General features: G+C 67.2%; 16 protein-coding genes. 2 read left to right on the forward strand and 14 right to left on the reverse strand.

Annotation, left to right across the window (positions count from 1 at the left end):
- The first annotated feature begins 167 nt into the window (after window positions 1-167).
- Window positions 168-1,031 (forward strand): phosphotransferase family protein, encoded by an 864-nt coding sequence (locus tag ACWF0M_RS03465; RefSeq protein ID WP_452234473.1) that lies wholly within the window; start codon window positions 168-170, stop codon window positions 1,029-1,031.
- Here ACWF0M_RS03465 and ACWF0M_RS03470 read toward each other — a convergent pair whose 3' ends face one another.
- The 12 genes from ACWF0M_RS03470 to ACWF0M_RS03525 form a co-directional block, all read right to left on the reverse strand.
- On the reverse strand, window positions 1,032-2,090 hold the full coding sequence (locus tag ACWF0M_RS03470; RefSeq protein WP_452234008.1) for a hypothetical protein: 1,059 nt from the start codon (window positions 2,088-2,090) through the stop codon (window positions 1,032-1,034). It lies immediately after the preceding gene.
- Window positions 2,087-2,932 carry an acetylxylan esterase gene (locus tag ACWF0M_RS03475; protein WP_452234009.1) on the reverse strand — a complete coding sequence of 282 codons (846 nt, stop codon included), beginning with the start codon at window positions 2,930-2,932 and terminating at the stop codon, window positions 2,087-2,089. The genes ACWF0M_RS03470 and ACWF0M_RS03475 overlap by 4 nt, the downstream gene beginning before the upstream one ends.
- A gap of 4 nt (window positions 2,933-2,936) precedes the next feature.
- Window positions 2,937-3,863: an acetylxylan esterase gene (locus tag ACWF0M_RS03480; RefSeq protein ID WP_452234010.1), complete on the reverse strand. Its 927-nt coding sequence runs from the start codon at window positions 3,861-3,863 to the stop codon at window positions 2,937-2,939.
- Window positions 3,860-4,990: an ABC transporter ATP-binding protein gene (locus ACWF0M_RS03485; protein ID WP_452234011.1), complete on the reverse strand. Its 1,131-nt coding sequence runs from the start codon at window positions 4,988-4,990 to the stop codon at window positions 3,860-3,862. Before ACWF0M_RS03485 ends, ACWF0M_RS03480 begins: the two co-directional genes overlap by 4 nt.
- A 4-nt stretch (window positions 4,991-4,994) precedes the next feature.
- Window positions 4,995-5,876, reverse strand: coding sequence for a carbohydrate ABC transporter permease (locus tag ACWF0M_RS03490; protein ID WP_452234012.1), 882 nt, complete (start codon window positions 5,874-5,876; stop codon window positions 4,995-4,997).
- Window positions 5,873-6,778, reverse strand: coding sequence for a carbohydrate ABC transporter permease (locus ACWF0M_RS03495; RefSeq protein WP_452234013.1), 906 nt, complete (start codon window positions 6,776-6,778; stop codon window positions 5,873-5,875). The genes ACWF0M_RS03490 and ACWF0M_RS03495 overlap by 4 nt, the downstream gene beginning before the upstream one ends.
- Before the next feature lie 2 nt (window positions 6,779-6,780).
- The gene (locus ACWF0M_RS03500; protein ID WP_452234014.1) at window positions 6,781-8,103 is read right to left on the reverse strand and encodes an ABC transporter substrate-binding protein; all 1,323 of its coding nucleotides are present in this window, start codon (window positions 8,101-8,103) and stop codon (window positions 6,781-6,783) included.
- Entirely contained in the window at window positions 8,070-9,401 is a 1,332-nt protein-coding gene (locus ACWF0M_RS03505) for a hypothetical protein (RefSeq protein WP_452234015.1), read from the reverse strand. Before ACWF0M_RS03505 ends, ACWF0M_RS03500 begins: the two co-directional genes overlap by 34 nt.
- Before the next feature lie 693 nt (window positions 9,402-10,094).
- Entirely contained in the window at window positions 10,095-11,216 is a 1,122-nt protein-coding gene (gene dusB / locus ACWF0M_RS03510) for a tRNA dihydrouridine synthase DusB (RefSeq protein WP_452234016.1), read from the reverse strand.
- A 1-nt stretch (window position 11,217) separates the two neighbouring features.
- A complete protein-coding gene (locus ACWF0M_RS03515) occupies window positions 11,218-11,883 on the reverse strand; it encodes a hypothetical protein (RefSeq protein ID WP_452234017.1) in 666 nt (221 codons plus the stop codon).
- Between the two features lie 2 nt (window positions 11,884-11,885).
- Entirely contained in the window at window positions 11,886-13,271 is a 1,386-nt protein-coding gene (locus ACWF0M_RS03520; RefSeq protein ID WP_452234018.1) for a glycine--tRNA ligase, read from the reverse strand.
- 78 nt (window positions 13,272-13,349) lie between these two features.
- Window positions 13,350-13,658, reverse strand: a complete 309-nt coding sequence (locus tag ACWF0M_RS03525; protein WP_452234019.1) for an antibiotic biosynthesis monooxygenase family protein — start codon at window positions 13,656-13,658, stop codon at window positions 13,350-13,352.
- On the opposite strand from ACWF0M_RS03525, the gene ACWF0M_RS03530 reads away from it, so the two are divergent.
- Window positions 13,617-13,991: a DUF6703 family protein gene (locus ACWF0M_RS03530; RefSeq protein WP_452234474.1), complete on the forward strand. Its 375-nt coding sequence runs from the start codon at window positions 13,617-13,619 to the stop codon at window positions 13,989-13,991. The genes ACWF0M_RS03525 and ACWF0M_RS03530 overlap by 42 nt on opposite strands.
- Window positions 13,992-14,017: 26 nt before the next feature.
- Here ACWF0M_RS03530 and eboE read toward each other — a convergent pair whose 3' ends face one another.
- Together eboE and ACWF0M_RS03540 are read right to left on the reverse strand one after the other, a co-directional pair.
- Window positions 14,018-15,166 carry a metabolite traffic protein EboE gene (eboE, locus tag ACWF0M_RS03535; RefSeq protein ID WP_452234020.1) on the reverse strand — a complete coding sequence of 383 codons (1,149 nt, stop codon included), beginning with the start codon at window positions 15,164-15,166 and terminating at the stop codon, window positions 14,018-14,020.
- A 108-nt stretch (window positions 15,167-15,274) separates the two neighbouring features.
- Window positions 15,275-16,555 (reverse strand): YibE/F family protein, encoded by a 1,281-nt coding sequence (locus ACWF0M_RS03540; protein ID WP_452234021.1) that lies wholly within the window; start codon window positions 16,553-16,555, stop codon window positions 15,275-15,277.
- Window positions 16,556-16,595: the final 40 nt, after the last annotated feature.

A 16,595-nucleotide genomic window follows, 5' to 3' on the forward strand; every position in this document is an offset into this window, starting at 1 on the left:
CAGGAAGTCCACCTCACCGCCTGCACTGCCTCCAGCGGGTAGAAAACCCTTATCGCCGGAGGTCCCTGACGAATAGGCTCGCGCTCATGACCGACGGCGACTGGAGGGATGGCGGGTTCAGGCAGCGTCGGCCCTCCGCGGAGACCCTCGCCTGGGTTGCGGCGTCGATGGGTCGGGGCAGCCGCGTCGTTGGCTGTCGCCGACTGACCGGTGGCGTCTGCTCCGCCGTGAATCGAGTGACTGTCGAGCGACGTGGAATGCGAACGTTCGTCGTACTGCGGCAGTACCCGGGCGGGCTCGACCTGCAGGGGACCTTGGAGAAGGAGATCGCCAACCTCGGTGTGGTGGCGGGAAGCGGGCTCCCGGTTCCGGAAGTCCTCGCTGCTGATGTTGCCGGTGCTTCGACGGGGGGCGCGCCGTCGTTGCTGATGACCCGGTTGCCGGGGCATGTTCACCTCGATCCGGCGGAACCTCGGCCATGGCTGACGAGGATCGCGGAGATTGCTGTCTTGCTGCATTCCCTCGATCTCCCCGCGAAGACGTTCCGACCTTGGACGGATTCCTGGATCGCTCCTCGGGACGGGTTTCAGGTGCCGGTCGACGCACAGAAGCCGGCTGTGTGGAAGGCGGCGTTCGGTGTCATGGCGGCGCCGCCGCCGAAGGACACTGCCGTGTTTCTGCACTGCGATCTCCTGCCGGTCAACCTGCTGTGGTCGCGCGGGAGGATCACTGGGCTGACCGACTGGAACTCCATCTATCGGGGGTCGCGCGCGATCGACGTCGGGCACTGCCGGCGATACTTGGCGGCGCTGTACTCGCCCGAGTGGTCGGAGCAGCTTCGGTCGCTCTACGAGTCGATCGCCGGGGTGACTCTCGATCCGTGGTGGGACCTGTATGCCCTGCTGCACTATGACGACAGCGGGTCGAAGTGGATCCGTGGTCAGGTCGCCGGCCGCCGTCCCGTCGATGTACCCGGCATGACTTCCCGGGTCGAGGCCGCTGTCGAGACAGCTCTACGGCGCCTCGGATAACTACGGGGCGAGGATTTTGAGGAGGGCGGCGAGGACTTGTTTGTCCTCGCCGGGTTGGAGGGTTTGGGGGTTGAGGGCGATGGCGTCGTCGGGTACGCCGAAGGTGCCGACCGCTATGCGCGGGTCGCCGTCCCACAGGGCCTTGATGACCTCGTCGCGGTCGCGGGTGAGGCGCAGTACGGCGCGGCTGTGGGGTTGGCCGGCCTCGCTCGGGTACCCGCGCTCGACGACCACGAGCCCCTGCAAGCCGACGATCCAATCGTCGACAATCCGCTCGTACGACGCCAGCAGCTCGGTCTCGTCCTGCGCGAGCGTCCACTCGACCGCAGCGAGCAGACCCATCAGCTCCTCCTTCCCCACCTTCATTCCGCGCCCGAGCTCCTGCTTCGGCGACGTGTGCGCCCGTACCCGATCCACGAGCCACCGCTTCCCCAGCACCAGCCCACTCGCCTGCGGCCCCCGCAGTCCCTTCCCGCCGCTCACCAGCACCGCATCCGCACCGACGTCCCTCGTGAACCGCCAGAGCGACGCAATCGGCGGGATCTGCGCAGCCGCATCCACAATCACTGGTACGCCGAACTCGCGAGCACCCCGCACCACCTCCTCCACCGGAAGCGCACCCGCCGCGTAGTGCGCGCCCGCGAACCACAGCACGCACGCCGGCTTGCGTGCGAGCGCCGTACGCAACTCGTCGTACGACGGGCCGATCTCGACGACGCGGGCGCCCGTGAGTCGGGCCGAGTAGTCGTAGCCGTTGCGCTGGCTCGCGAACATCACCACCTCGGCGTCGGTCGGGAACGCCTGCGATTCCGTGGTGATGCACGCGGCAACCGTCAGCGAGATCGCGGCCGCGGCGCCGGACGTCACGTACGCGGCCTCGTTGTGGGTCAGCTCGGCGAGCCGCTGCCCCACCCGTTCGCTCAGCTCGGGCAGGTCGACGAACTGCGCCGCGGCGTCGTTCATCGCCTGCAGGACCGGGGCCGGCATCAACGATCCACCGAGCACCGTGACTGTGGCATTGGCGTTGATGACGGGCCGTACGCCGAGTGGTGCGGTCATGCGACGAACTTCGACATCGCCGGTACGCCGGACCGTTCGGCCAGCCACGCGTCGAGGTAATCGTTGTCTGTGCCGTCGAGGTGGGTGACCTGGTAGACCTCCGGATCCGGCAACGCCGACAGCAGCGACCTGCACCAGTCCTCGTCGGCGACGGCAAGCAGCGTCCGACCGGCGACCGCGGGCGCGTGCTGCGCCGGATCGAAGTACGACAAGGTTGTCGACAAAGCATCAGTCGACGATCCACCCCGGAGGTGATCGTTCAGCTCCTCCAACGGATACATGCACGACTTCAGCCGCGCCTCCATCGCGCGGTAGAACAGCAGGTCCGTCACGCGCACAGTACTGAACCCGGGCCGTCGCGCCGCCGTCAGCAGCGCAAGATCGTCACCGGTCACCGCGACCCGCGCCGGATCGACCTCCGCCAAACCCATCAGGAACTCCGCCGCGCGGAGACAGTCCGCCGCGATCCCCCGATAGATGTACGTCGACGGGTCGTCGATCCCCAGCGTCAACAGGCCCGGGTACGCCGCCGCGAATCCCTGGTCGGCGAGCCGCTGACCGCGGTGCATCAGCCCGAGTACGACGTACCGGCTCCGGTCGTTCGGGTGCGGGATGTTGTTGACGCTTCCGTACCGCGGCGTGATGAGCAGCCCCGGGAACGGGCCGTCGCCCTTCGGGATGCTGAGGTTGGCGTACACGCGGTACGGCCCGGTGCTGGTGATCCGCACCGAGTAGAACGTCGCTTCGTCGGTCGTCCGCGCCGGCACCACGTCCAGCACCGGGCGGCCGGGGATCGCCGCGAGCTCGTCGTCGACCGCGGCCCAGTAGGCATCGAAGGTCATATGGTCACCGTCCCGGGGTGAGGTGCTCGGCAAGGAAGTCCTCCACGACGCGCATCACGCCCGGCAGGCCGGCGTGGTGCGCGCAATGCGGATAGGTGTGCAGCGTCTTCGCACACGTCAGCGTGCGGTGCAACGCGAACCCGGTCTCCGGCGGGCAGACGTCATCCTCGAGCCCGAGGTAGATCAGCGTCGGCGCCTGCACCTTGGGCGCGAAGTTCAGCCCGTCGTAGTACGCGACCGTCTCTCGCACCCGGTCGACGTCCTTCGGATGGATCCGCAGGTACTCGTTGATCTCCTCGTACGGGTACGACCGGGTCAGCGTCGGCGCGGTCATGATCCCGCAGAGGTACGGCGCGCCCGCCGCGACGCACCGGATCACATCGGGGAGCAACGCGGCCGTGGAGATCCCGAGCCCGCCGCCCTGGCTCGACCCTTGCAATCCGATCCGCAGATTGTCCACCTCCGGACGATCGAGCAGAACCTCGACCGCGCGCACCACGTCGAGGTAGAACCCGCGGTACCCGTACGTCTGCGAGTCGACGATGTTGTGCGTCAGCAGACCCGGATACCCGGGATCGAACACGTCGTTCGAGCGGAGCTTCCCGCGCGGCGCGACCGCGAGCGCGGCGTACCCGAGTTCCGCCCACTCCTTCGGGACGGTCGGCTCCGAGATGTACCCGGGGATCGTCACCAGGCCCGGGTACGGCGCGGTGCCTGCGCGCGGGACGGCGTACCAGCCGGCGATCCGCAGACCTCCGTAGCTGGTGAAGCGCAGGTCGTAGACGATCACCGTGTCCGTGGAGAGCGTCGGCATCTCGGTGAGGACCGGGTCCAGCGGGTACGACGCGCAGTCCGCGAGACCGGCTGCCCAGAAGTCGTCGAAGTCGGCGGGCAGTTCGACCTCGACGGTCGCCTTCTCGGGGTCTCTCAAGATTGTTCCTCTCGGTTCGGGGCGTGGAGTGCGGCGCCGTCGGAGGCCTTGAACAGGTGCAGGCGGTTCGGGTTGATGCCGACGTACACCGTGCTGTCGTGGCCGAGGCGGAAGGGAGTCGGGACGCGGGCCTTGATCAGTTCGCCTTCGATGCGGACGGTTACCAGGACGTCGGGGCCCAGCGGTTCGGCTACGAAGACCTTCCCGGGGTGATGACCCTGGACCGGAGTGGTGGACAGCGTGACGTCTTCGGGGCGGATTCCCAGGACGACCCGGCGATCGTCCGGCGCGGCGCCGGACGACGCACTCTGCTGTATCCCCGAGTGCGTCGCGGTGAGGGCGAGCGTGATCGCGGGGCTGCGAAAGGTTCGGGTGCCGTCGACGTCGGCGAGTTCGCCGGTGACGAAGTTCATCGGCGGTGAACCCATGAACGAGGCGACGAAGCGGTTCGCCGGGCGCTCGTAGATCTCCTCCGGGGTCGCGCATTGCTGGACGACGCCGTCGCGCATCACCGCGATCCGGTCCGACATCGTCATCGCCTCGACCTGGTCGTGCGTGACGTAGATGAACGTCCGCGCGACATCCACGTGCAGGCGTTTGATCTCCGCCCGCATCAGCACCCGCAGCTGGGCGTCGAGGTTGGAGAGCGGCTCGTCGAGCAGGTACGCGCCCGCGTCGCGAACGATCGCCCGCCCGAGCGCGACCCGTTGCCGTTGGCCACCGGAGAGCTCGCGCGGCTTGCGATCGAGCAGGTCCTCGATGTCCAGCGTTCGCGCCGCCTGCAGCACCTGCTCGGCGATAGTTGCCTTGGGCACCCGCATCATCTTCAGCGCGAACCCGATGTTCTGCCGGACCGTCTTGTGCGGGTAGAGCGCATAGCTCTGGAATACCATTGCGACGTCGCGCTTGTTGGCCGGCAACCAGCTGACCGGCTTGCCGTCGAAGAAGATGTTGCCCTCGGTCGCGCGTTCCAGCCCGCAGATCATCCGGAGGGTTGTCGACTTGCCGCAACCCGACGGTCCGACCAGCGTGAGGAACTCCTGGTCCTCGACGGTCAGGTTGAGGTCGTTCACCGCGGTCTTGCCGCCGAACGACTTGGTGATGCCTTCGAGTCGTACTTCTGCCATCGCGTCAGCCCTTCACGGATCCGGCGGCCATGCCCTGCACCAGCTTGCGCTGGAAGAGCAGGGCCAGCACCAGGGGTGGGACGACCGCGAGCACACCGGCCGCGGCCATCACGGTGAACTGGGTGTTGAAGTCGGTGGCGAAGTTCGCCGCCACCACCGGGATCGTCTTCGCCGCCTTCGTACTGGTCAGGAACAGCGCGAACATGAACTCGTTCCACGCGGTCATGAACGCGAACACCGCGGCCGCGACCAGCCCGGGCGCCGCGACCGGCAGGAACACCGTCCACATCGTGCGGAACCATCCGCACCGATCGACGCGGGCCGCCTCCTCGAGTTCGCGCGGCACCGACCGGAAGAAGTCCTTGAGGATCCAGATCGTGATCGGCAACGCGAACGTGGTGTAGGACAGGATCAGCGCGAGATACGTGTCCAGCAGCCCGAACGACCGCATCAGCAGGTAGAACGGGATGATGATCGCGATCCCCGGCACCATCCGGGTCAGCAGGTACAGCACGAGCAGCACCTGACTCCCCCGGAACTTCAACCTGCTGAACGAGTACGCCGCGAGCGTGGCCAGCGCAAGGTTCAGTACGGCGGTCGCGGTCGCCACGACCAGACTGTTCCGCAGCGAGTACGGCGTCTCCGACACGGCCCGCCCGCCGACGAGTTCCTGCGCCGCGTTCGGCCGGACGAACCCCAGATAGTTCTCCAACGTCGGATGCACCGGCACCCAATGCGGCGGCACCGAGATCGCATCCACCTCGTGCATGAAACTCATCGCAACAATCCAGTAGAACGGCAGCACCAGATACAACGCGAACAGCACCGCAAGCACGTAGAGCACGATCTTCTTCCACGGAATCCGATATCTCAGAGGAGCTCTCATACGTCGAAGTTCCCCTTTCGGTAGAGAAGGCCGATGTAGCCGATGGAGATCAGTAGCGTGATGGCTGTGATCACCCAGGCGTAGGCGCTGCCGAGGCCGAAGTCGGTGAAGGTGAGGACGGTTTGGACGTCGAGCAGCGCGATCGTGGTGGTCGCGTCGCCGGGGCCGCCGCCGGTGAGGACGTAGATGGTGTCGAACGCGCGGAACGCGTTCATCGTCTCGAGGATGAGGACGATGAGGAGTGGATGCAGGAGCCACGGCACGGTGACCTCGGTGAAGCGTCGCCATGCGCCGGCGCGGTCCACGGTCGCGGCGTCGTACAGCTCTGAAGGGATTGTCGACAATCCGGCGAGCAGGATGATGACCGAGAACGGGAGCGTGTTCCAGACCTGGGCGAGCGCTGTGAACAGGAACGCGCCCGTGCCTGACGTCAGCCATGCGTGGTAGCTGTCGATCAGCCCGAGTTGCTGCAGCAGACCGTTCAGCGCGCCGGTCTTCGCGTCGAAGATCGTCCGCCACATCAGGCCGTTCACCACCCCAGGCATTGCCCAGGGCAACAAGGCGAGGCTGAGCAGGAGACCGCGGCCGCGGAACCGTTCGTTCAGCACCAGCGCCAGGATCAACGCGAGTACGACGGTCAGCCCGAGCACCACGAGCACGAACAGCGCCGACACCTTCAGCGCATTGAGGAACGCCTGGTCGGTCAGCAGTGACGTGTAGTTGTCGAACCCGATGAATCGCTTGGCCCGCGGGCGTTTCAGGTTGTTCTTCTGCAGGCTGACGTAGAACGAGTACCCGATCGGATAGGCGACCAGCAGGGCGATCACCGCGATCGCCGGGGCATTCAGCGCCCAGGCTTTCGCGTTGTCGCCCAGCGGCCGTCGTTCGGCGAATGCAACCATCTTCAGGAGTACTTCTTCTTGAGCGTCTCCGCCGACTGCGCGAGCGACGCGACCGCGGCCGACGGCTGGGTCTGGTTGCTCAGCACGCCCTGCACGACCTTGTGCATCTCGGTTTCGAACTCGGTGTACCAGGGCACCCCGAGCACGTTGCGCGGCTTGGCGATCTCGGCCAGGTGCGTGTACACCTTCGGGTCGGCGAACTTCTTCAGCGCCGCCGTGATCTCCGGATCGTTGACCATCGCCTTGTACGCGAAGCCGAGTCCGCGTTGCAGGAACCAGTACTTCGCGGTGTACGGCTGCTTCTGGTCGTCGTACCCGCCGAGGTACGTGAGCAGCTTGAACGCGTTGTCCTTGACCTCGGTGTCCTTCGCGAGCCCGTACATCCGGGTGTTGCTGACGGTCCCGTGCTCCTTGCCGTCCAGGCTCGGCACGAGTCCCATCCGGATCTTGCCCGCGGCCTTGGACTTGGCCGGGTCGTTGTAGTCGCGACTCGCGTAGCGGGCGCCGATCGTGTACGCGTACCGGTTCGCCTTCATCGCGTTGTCGACCGGTACCGGCAGCAACTGCAGCGACGCCGGGTCGATCACCTTGGACTTGGTCGCGGCCTGCTGCAGCCAGGCGAACACATCCTTCGTCACCGTGTCGGAGGTATTCATGATCGGGTTCTGCTGGTCGTCGAACAGGTTCCCGCCGCTGCCGAACAGCAGCGCCCACACCCAGGACCACCAGGTGTCGGACAACTGCGCGGGCAGACCGATCGGGTACTCCAGCAGGCCGGCGTTCTTGATCTTCAGGGCCTGCGCCTCGAGCTCCTCGAGACTGGCCGGCGGCTTCGAGATCCCTGCCTGGGCGAGGATTCCGGCGTTGTACGTCAGGCAGGTCGCGTCGGTGTAGTACGGGAGGCCGTAGCGTTTCCCGCCGTACGTCATCGCCTGGGCGTTGCCGGGGTAGATCGCGGTGTAGACCTCGTCGACGCCGGCCATTCCGTCGAGAGGTTGCAGGTAGTCGCCCTCGACCCAGGCCGCGAGCGAGTCGTCATACACGTAGAGCGCGTCCGGTCCGCCGCCGGTGAACTCGGCGACCACCTTCTGGACGTACTGCGCACTCGTGATCGGGGTGTAGTTGACCTTGATGCTGCTGTTCTTGGTGAAGCGGTCGAGGTTCTGCTGGACCAGTGCGGCTTCGTAGTCCCAGCCCTCGAACTTCACGCTGCCGTCCCCGGAACCACTTCCGTTCTTGGAGTCGTTGTTGGAACAAGCGGCGAGTGCGGGCGGAACCAGTCCGAGACCGGTCAGCTTGAGGATGTGGCGGCGGGTGAGCTCCATGGTTGTGCCTCCAACGCTTGGGCGATGCGCAGTCGGTACAGACGCGTCGGGCGTCCTTTGGCGTGGTGCTGGGCAGTTCCCTCGACGCTCACCAGGCCGCCTGCGTCGAGAGTCCGGACCAGGCGGCGTCCGCTCTGGTCCGTGATGCCGAGATGACCGGCAAGCTCTCCAGGCGAGAGCGTGCGGCCTTGCAGTTCCTGGTCCAGCGCGGCCAGCCGGGAGACGGTGGTCGCGCTCAGACCGACGTACTTCGCGAGTTGTTCGACCTCGTCGCCGTGCTCCCGGTACGAGAACCGCAGCGCCTCACCGGCCGGCCCCATCGGACCGATCACGACACCGCTGTCCTCGAACAGGTACGCACACGGTTCATCGGCGAGCTCGGCACGCGCCGCCGCCTGCTCGGCGAGCAGGACGCAGTTGCGGGCCGACACACCGACCCCGAAGCCGGCCGAGATCTGTGCGCCGAGCGCCACGGCGGCCTCGGCCAGTGCGGGTACGGCGACCCAGTTGCGGGTGATGCGCTCGAACAACGCCTTGTGGGCGAAGACGACGACACCGCGACGCCCGCGGTTCTCGATCCAGGCGCCGGCGAACTCGGGCGTGTTGAGCAGGTGGTTCAACAGACCGATCCGGGCCCGCTCCTCATCCGCGGACTGCTTGATCAGGAAGACTCCCGCGGCGAAGCGTTGCGCACTGGCCCGCTCGGACTCGATCCGCAGCGCGAGCTCGTGCAACTCGGTGCGGATCGTCGCCGGCACCGGCATACCGCTCATGATCTGCAGGCTGCCGGCAAGCTGTTCCCGTACGGCGGCGCGCACGCTGATCACGTAGCTGCGCTCACCGAACCGCCGGTACGCGTCCCGGTGGAACGCGACGATCTCGTCGACGCTCTGGGTCGGTGCATAGGGCAAGCAGTCGATCTGGTCCTGATCGAGATCCAGCGCGGTAGCCACCGCCTCGACCGCTTCGGCCGGGAACGTGTCGATGCTGACCGGCGTACGGCCCCAGCCGCGTTCCTGAGCACGGTAGAGCGCGAGCGTCAGATCGAGCGCCGACGAGCGGATCACCCCGACCGGCAGTCCGGGTGGGAGGAGTTCCTGGCTCGCCGTGTACGGCACCGGTCCGGCCAGGAAGCCGTCGAGCCGCGTCGTACTCAGGAACTCGGCGACCTTGTCGCGAATCTCGTCCTCGTGGTCGTAGCTGACCCACTCCAGACCCACTCCGCCCAGCGTGCGCGCGGCATCGTGGAACAACTCGTGGTGAGTCACGTGCGTGACGACCCCGATCACGATATCCACGACACTCCTTTAACGAACCACGTTCGGAAGTGACTCGTAAATCCAATGCCGTCAAACATCCCGCGACTCCAGCACCCAGGTCAAGGGATCCCGCAGGATTCGCAGCAGAGCTGATGTGTGGGTGGTCGACGGGTTCCAGGGCGGTGCCGGGCTTGGTGTGATGTGCACGCTCGACAGGACATGTCCAGTGGCCGGGTAGTGCACCTGAGCGTGAACGCGCCCGTGCGTACACCGTCTCACCGGTGCACTACCTGTCGAGCCTGCACATCACCCCGCCACAAGCAGCCGTTCCGCCACCCATCCAGCACAAGAACGGATATCCCCTGGCGTTGTGGGTTCTCCCCTCTAACACCAACGGAGAAGCCACAACGCCGACGGATATCCCCTCGTATGCGAGGCTCACCCGCCCGGTCGGCGCCAGCCGGTCGGCCGGCCCGGGCAATGGATGCCGGGAGCTGTGGTGCGGTGCCTTGGTGCGGTGCGGTGCGGTGCGGGCGGTGCGGGCGGTGCGGTGCGGGCGGTGGCGCGGTGCGTGCGGTGCGGTGCGGTGCGGTGCGTGCGGTGCGTGCGGTGGCGCGGTGCGTGTGGTGCGGTGCGTGCGGCGCGGTGCGTGCGGTGGCGCGGTGCGTTTGGTGGGGTGCGGTGGCTCGGTGGGTGGGAGCGGGTGACTCGGGAGGTTGGTGGGCGGTGGGGTTAGCCGCCGGAGACTCCGATTTCGGCGGCGGTTAGGTCGGCGGTTAGGCCGTCGGTGTCGTCCAGCCAGCCTTGGGGGAGGATGACGTGGTCTCGGGGGCTGCCTTGGCGGCCTCGAGGGGCGCCGAGTTCGGCTACCGGGAAGGGGACGGTGCGGTCGAGCTGCGCCAACAGCTCGTCCAGGTGCGCGAGTGAGTCGACCATGCCGAGGGCGGCGCGGAGTTCGCCGCCGGCGGGGAAACCCTTGAGGTACCACGGGACGTGTTTGCGGAAGTCGCGCAGGCCGCGCTGCTCCCCCATCAGCTCCGCGAGCAGTTCACCGTGCCGCCGCATCACGTCGGCGACCTCGCCGAGCGTCGGCAGATTCAACGCCTCGCCACCGGCGAACGCGGCCGCGAGGTCGCGGAACAGCCACGGCCGACCGAGGCATCCGCGCCCGACGATCACGCCGGCACACCCGGTCTCGGCGACCATCCGCAGAGCGTCGCCGGCTTCCCAGATGTCGCCGTTCCCGAGCACCGGGATCGAAACGTGCTCCACCAGCGCGGCGATGGCGGTCCAATCGGCCTGACCGGAGTACGCCTGAGATGCCGTCCGCCCGTGCAACCCGATCGCCGCAGCGCCAGAGTCTGAAGCGATCCGCCCGGCGTCGAGATACGTCTGATGCGCGGCGTCGATCCCGATCCGGGTCTTCATCGTCACCGGTACGCCGTACGGTGTCGCGGCCTGCACCGCGGAGCGCAGGATCGCGCCGAGCAGGTTGCGCTTCCACGGCAGCGCGGCGCCACCGCCCTTGCGCGTCACCTTCGGCACCGGGCACCCGAAGTTCAGGTCGATGTGCGCGACGCCGTACTCGTCGCACAGGATCTGCACCGCGCGACCGATGTACGTCGGGTCCACGCCGTACAACTGCACCGACCGAACCGTCTCCCGCGCGTCGAACGTCAGCATGTCGAGCGACTTCTGGTCACGCTCGACGATGCCGCGCGACGTGATCATCTCGCACACATACAGGCCGGCGCCCTGCTCAGCACACAGCCGCCGGTACGCCGCGTTGGTGATACCCGCCATCGGCGCCAGCACCACCGGCGTGTCAATCGTCAAAGCCCCGAGTCGCAGCATGTCAGGCCTTCGCCACCAGCACCTGTCCGTTACCGGAAACCTGTGCTTTGTAAGGCTGTACGGCGTTCGCGGTCGTCGTCACGTCGCACGCGATCCCCGCGTCGGAATGCTTGACCACGGCAACATCATCCATCGTGCAGGTCACCTTCGCGGCGTCGGTGACGGTCCGCAGTACGGCGTCGACCACCTTCGCGCGAACGATCGCGACCGACTCCGAGGTGAACTTGTACGACGCCGAGTACTGCTTGGCGTCGACCGTCAGCGTGCCGGTGTACGGCTTGCCGGCGTACGTCACCGTGCAGGTCAGCTCGTGCTTGCCGGCGGTCTCGACCTTGTCGATCCCCGGGCATTTCACGGTCGTGGTGGCCGCCTTGCCGGCCGCGATCTGCGCCTGCTTCGAGATCGCGAACGTGATCCGGTCGGCGAGCGGCGCGTCGTTCTCCGGCGCACCGGTGACCGTCGGCGTCGGCCAGGGCTTCGACGGCGTCGGCAGCGCGGTCAGCGTCGGCGTCGACGCGGTCGGGATCGGCGCGCTCGACGTACCGGACGACGGCGTGGAGGCAGACGTCGAGGGCGACGTACCGGCCTCCGACTTGCTGTCCGAGCAGGACGACAGCACGAACACCGCGAGCGCGGACAGTCCGAAGACAGCCAACCGGGCCCTCATCCTCAGCAACCCACCAGGTGCTGGGCGAGGTAGCCGGTGACCTCGGTGAGGGCGACCCGTTCCTGCTTCATCGAGTCCCGCTCGCGAATCGTGACGGCGTGGTCCTCGAGGGTGTCGAAGTCGACGGTGATGCAGTACGGCGTACCGATCTCGTCCTGGCGGCGGTACCGGCGGCCGATCGCACCGGCGTCGTCGAAGTCGACGTTCCAGTTCTTCCGCAGCTCGCCGGCCAGGTCGCGGGCCTTCGGCGACAGGTCGGCGTTGCGGGACAGGGGCAGCACGGCCGCCTTGACCGGGGCGAGCCGCGGGTCGAAACGCAGTACCGTCCGCTTGTCGACACCGCCCTTCGCGTTCGGCGCCTCGTCCTCGGTGTACGCGTCGAGCAGGAACGCGAGCACGTTGCGGGTCAGGCCGGCCGCCGGTTCGATCACGTACGGCGTCCAGCGCTCGCCCTTCTCCTGGTCGAAGTACGACAGGTCGGCGCCGGAGTGCTTGGAGTGCGTGGTCAGGTCGAAGTCGGTGCGGTTCGCGATGCCCTCGAGCTCGTCGAACTCCTTGCCGCCGAAGTTGAACCGGTACTCGATGTCGACGGTGCGCTTGGAGTAGTGGCTCAGCTTCTCCTTCGGGTGCTCGTAGAACCGCATGTTGTCCGGGTTCAGACCGAGGCCGGTGTACCAGTCCCAGCGCGCCTTCAGCCAGTACTCGTGCCAGTCCTCGTCGGAGCCCGGCTCGACGAAGAACTCCATCTCCATCTGCTCGAACTCGCGGGTCCGGAAGATGAAGTTGCCCGGGGTGATCTCGTTGCGGAAGCTCTTGCCGACCTGGGCGATACCGAACGGCGGCTTCTTCCGGGCGGTGCCCATCACGTTCGCGAAGTTGATGAAGATGCCCTGCGCGGTCTCCGGGCGGAGGTAGTGCAGGCCCTCCTCGGACTCGACCGGTCCGAGGTAGGTCTTCAGCAGACCGTTGAACATCCGCGGCTCGGTGAAGGTGCCCTTGTTACCGCAGTTCGGGCAGGCGATCTCGGCGAGCTTGACGTCGTCGACGTCCTTGTTCTTCCGGCGGGCGAAGTCCTCGCGGAGGTGGTCGTCACGGAACCGCTTGTGGCAGGACTGGCACTCGGTCAGCGGGTCGACGAACTCGGACAGGTGGCCGGAGGCCTCCCAGACCTTGGTCGGCAGGATCACCGAGGAGTCCAGGCCGACGATGTCGTCGCGGCCGGTCACCATCGTCCGCCACCACTGGGTGCGGACGTTGTTCTTCAGCTCGACGCCGAGCGGTCCGTAGTCCCAGGCCGACTTGGTCCCGCCGTAGATCTCGCCGCACGGGTACACGAAGCCCCTCCGCTTGCTGAGGCTGACGACGGCATCGACGGTTTCCACGGGCACTTTTCGACTCCAGAACGGGCACAGAACGGATGCTGGCGAATCTACGGAAGAGACCAGGCTATCGGTCCGGGGTGGCCGTCATCGAATCCGTGCTGGCTCAGCAAATCCCCCAGGCCAATCCTCGTACGCCGTCGGCTCGTCGATCGCCTCCGACAACAACGGCACCGCGGCCAGCTTCACGTCGTACGGCGACAGCGCCCGCCGGTAACTGCCGATGTTCTCGAACTCCAGCGTCAGCGCCAGCAACTCCGGGTCGTCCACGTTCCGCCCCACCCGCGCCGCCACGAACCCCTTCTGCTGTCCCAGCACCTCGACCGCAGCCCGCATCCGCTCCGCGAACCCGGCCTGCGCGCTCTCCCCCACCCGAAACCTGATCACGACGAACACGGGCTCAACCATAGAACCTGGAACAATGGCGGCATGAGCACCCCAAGCAGCCCGTTGCGGCAGCGGATCACCAAGGTGAGTTACCCGTACGTCGCGAAGCTGCACGCTGCGCCGAAGTTGACTCTGCCGGGGATCACTCTGGCGCTGGCGTTGGTGGGGGTGTTCGCTCCGGTGCCGGTGGGGGTGCCGGCGCTGGTGTTGCTGGCGTTGCTGCTGGGGTGGCTGGCGTTTCTGTCGTGGCCGGCGGTGACGACGACGGGACCGCGCTTCCTGCGGATCTTCTCGATCCTCGTCATCCTGCTGTTCGCGGTCTCCCGGATCGCCACCGGTTAGTCAGGGGGCCGAGGCTGTCGTACGCCTCAGAGCTCGTCCAACCCCAGAGCGGTCAGCCGGTCACGTAGCCACGCCAGCTCCTTGGTAAGCCGTTTAGCCAACGCCTGCTGGGTTCTGGGCGCATGCGGCCACACATACACCTCTGACTCCAGGTGGTGCGTGAGCGGATGCCCACCACCGACCAGTCTGGTCAGACAGTCATCCAGTACGCCGGTTGTCGCGCTCAACGGATCTGGTGGCGCAGCGTGCGCCGCCAGGTGCGCGTGCATCCGCCAGGCGGCGTGGCCGGACAGTTCGTACGCCTGCGCCACGTCATCCACCCCAGGTCCGCCCCACTCACGCACCTGACGCAGGTACTTCGGTGTCCCGAGCTGGCTGAGCACGTAGCGACCCGACGCGTCCCCTGGGTCCACGAGCGTCGGCGCCAGGGACAGCTGCGCCTTGACCACGTCCACGCCCGCTCGCCACAGCAGCTCGAACGACTCGGCCGGGTCCTCGAACTGCACTGCCAGATGACACGTGTCGAGTCCCAGTCCGATACGCGACATACCGCCGTACGGGCTGGAGTAGCGGTCCAGCCACGCGGCGGCCTGGCCGATCATCTCGAGTACGCAGCCCGGCTCGGTCTCGATGGCGATCCGGATCTTCCGGCCGGTCCTGGCCTCGGTCCGCGCCAGGTGCTGCTCGACCCGGTCGATCGCCTCGCGCGCGGCCCGGTTCCGTGCCTTCGACCACGGCACCCGCCAGCCGAGCGGCACGGTCGAGATCGATCCGTACGCCGCGTCATCGGGGAGCAACTCGGCCAGTACATCGATCAGGTCGAGCGTGTAGCGGAGTCGCTCGGGGTCGGTCCAGTCGGGGCAGTACAGCTTGGTGCCGACGACCTTGTCGGTGAACTGCGCATGCGGCGTGCCGTTCAGCGTGACGACCTCGAGCCGGTTGCGCTGCAGCGCCCGGCGGAGCTTGCTGAGCGCGGCCGGCGAGTTCGCCAGGCGATCAGCGAGCCGATACGGGAACCACAGGCCGACCCCGAGAACGGGTACGTCGAGCGCCGAGCGCACCGCACCCGCACAGGTGTCGAGGCCCGCGACCAGTTCGTCGAGCTCCGCGGCCGGATGCACCGTCGCGCAGTACCCCAGATGAACGGTCGAACCGTCCCGATGACAGAACCTCATCAGCGCTCCTCACCCCGTGCGGTCGCCGAAGGTAGTCGAGGGCGGACTCTCCGTGACCTAGTAGCACTGTAGAAGCCCGCAAGGCCGGGCGGAAGGGGTGATTTTCGGTTAGAGGTGTTCCGGTTCGGCGACGAGCTCGCGGGAGCGGTCGGCGACTGCCATCGCGGCGAGCGCCGTGGTGAGCGGGACGGCCATGATGATGCCGAGGCTGCCGACCAGGCCGCGCACCACTTCCATCGCGACCAGTTCGGTCGAGACGACGTACCGGCCGGGCAGGCCCTGGATCGCGAAGACGAGCAGGATCGGCATCGCGGCACCGGCATACGCCAGGACGAGGGTGTTGACCACTGAGGCCACGTGGGTGCGGCCGATCCGCAGGCCGGCGCCGACCAGCTCACGCCGGTTCGCGGCCGGGTTCGCGGCGGACAGCTCCCAGACCGCCGCCGCCTGCGTGACGGTGACGTCGTCGAGCACTCCTAACGCACCGATCACCATCCCGGCCACCAACAGCCCGGTCAGGTCGAGATCGGGCGCGAACTGCTGGGCGGCCGACGCTCCCTCGGACGCCCACCCGCTCAACTGGCAGAGCTTGGTGAAGAACCAGCCCAGAACCACGGTCAGCCCCAGCGCAGCGATCGTGCCGGACAGCGCTATCGAACTCTCCGCGTTGATCCCATGCGTGAGGAACAGCGCTATCGCCATGATCACCGTGCCGCCGACGACCGCGACCACCAGCGCGTTCGAGCCCTTGAGGATCGCCGGCATGATGAACTGCGTCAGCATCACCGCGGTCACCGCCAGCGCGATCAGCGCCGCGAAACCACGCCACCGGGACAGGGCCACGACCGCGATCGCGAAGATCACCGTCAGCAGCAGCAACGGTTTCGTCCGGTCGTGGTCGACGTACTGGTACCGGTCGGCGATCGTCTTCGCGTCGGCCACCACGGCGAGCATGACCGACTGTCCGATCTTGGGCGGGATCGGGACCTGACCTTGCGTCGGGACCTGAACCGGCGCCGGCTTGTCCTTGTCCGCTCCGGTGGTCAGCTTGACCGTCGCCAGGTCGCACTTGTCCTTCGGATCCGGGCACGCCTTGAGCGCGGTGATCTCACCGCGGGCGGTGTTGGTCTGGTACGACGTGACCTTCACCCCGCCACCCGGCCACATGACGATCATCAGCACCACAGCCGCGGTGATCAGCGGGATCAGGACCGCGGCGACCACGATCCGGACGCGGCGGGCGACGATCGCGTCGGAGTTCACCACCGACGTGTCGACCACGTGGTCGACATGACCGTGCCCGTGTCCGTGCCCGTGCGGAATATCGAGTCCCCGGCGGCGGTTCGCCTTGGGGTCGGCACGTCGTCGCCCGACGTTGCGGCTGGCCATCGTGAACTCCCTGTTTTGACAATCAGTTCCAGTTAAATGA

The organism is Kribbella sp. NPDC055110 (assembly GCF_053607525.1).

Bases quoted from the DNA above. Each gene is read 5' to 3' on its own strand.
- ACWF0M_RS03490 (WP_452234012.1), bottom strand. From the start codon at position 5,876: ATGAGAGCTCCTCTGAGATATCGGATTCCGTGGAAGAAGATCGTGCTC.
- ACWF0M_RS03540 (WP_452234021.1), bottom strand. From the start codon at position 16,555: ATGGCCAGCCGCAACGTCGGGCGACGACGTGCCGACCCCAAGGCGAAC.
- ACWF0M_RS03465 (WP_452234473.1), top strand. From the start codon at position 168: ATGGGTCGGGGCAGCCGCGTCGTTGGCTGTCGCCGACTGACCGGTGGC.
- ACWF0M_RS03495 (WP_452234013.1), bottom strand. From the start codon at position 6,778: ATGGTTGCATTCGCCGAACGACGGCCGCTGGGCGACAACGCGAAAGCC.
- ACWF0M_RS03515 (WP_452234017.1), bottom strand. From the start codon at position 11,883: ATGAGGGCCCGGTTGGCTGTCTTCGGACTGTCCGCGCTCGCGGTGTTC.
- eboE (WP_452234020.1), bottom strand. From the start codon at position 15,166: ATGAGGTTCTGTCATCGGGACGGTTCGACCGTTCATCTGGGGTACTGC.
- ACWF0M_RS03500 (WP_452234014.1), bottom strand. From the start codon at position 8,103: ATGGAGCTCACCCGCCGCCACATCCTCAAGCTGACCGGTCTCGGACTG.
- ACWF0M_RS03485 (WP_452234011.1), bottom strand. From the start codon at position 4,990: ATGGCAGAAGTACGACTCGAAGGCATCACCAAGTCGTTCGGCGGCAAG.
- ACWF0M_RS03475 (WP_452234009.1), bottom strand. From the start codon at position 2,932: ATGACCTTCGATGCCTACTGGGCCGCGGTCGACGACGAGCTCGCGGCG.
- ACWF0M_RS03470 (WP_452234008.1), bottom strand. From the start codon at position 2,090: ATGACCGCACCACTCGGCGTACGGCCCGTCATCAACGCCAATGCCACA.
- dusB (WP_452234016.1), bottom strand. From the start codon at position 11,216: ATGCTGCGACTCGGGGCTTTGACGATTGACACGCCGGTGGTGCTGGCG.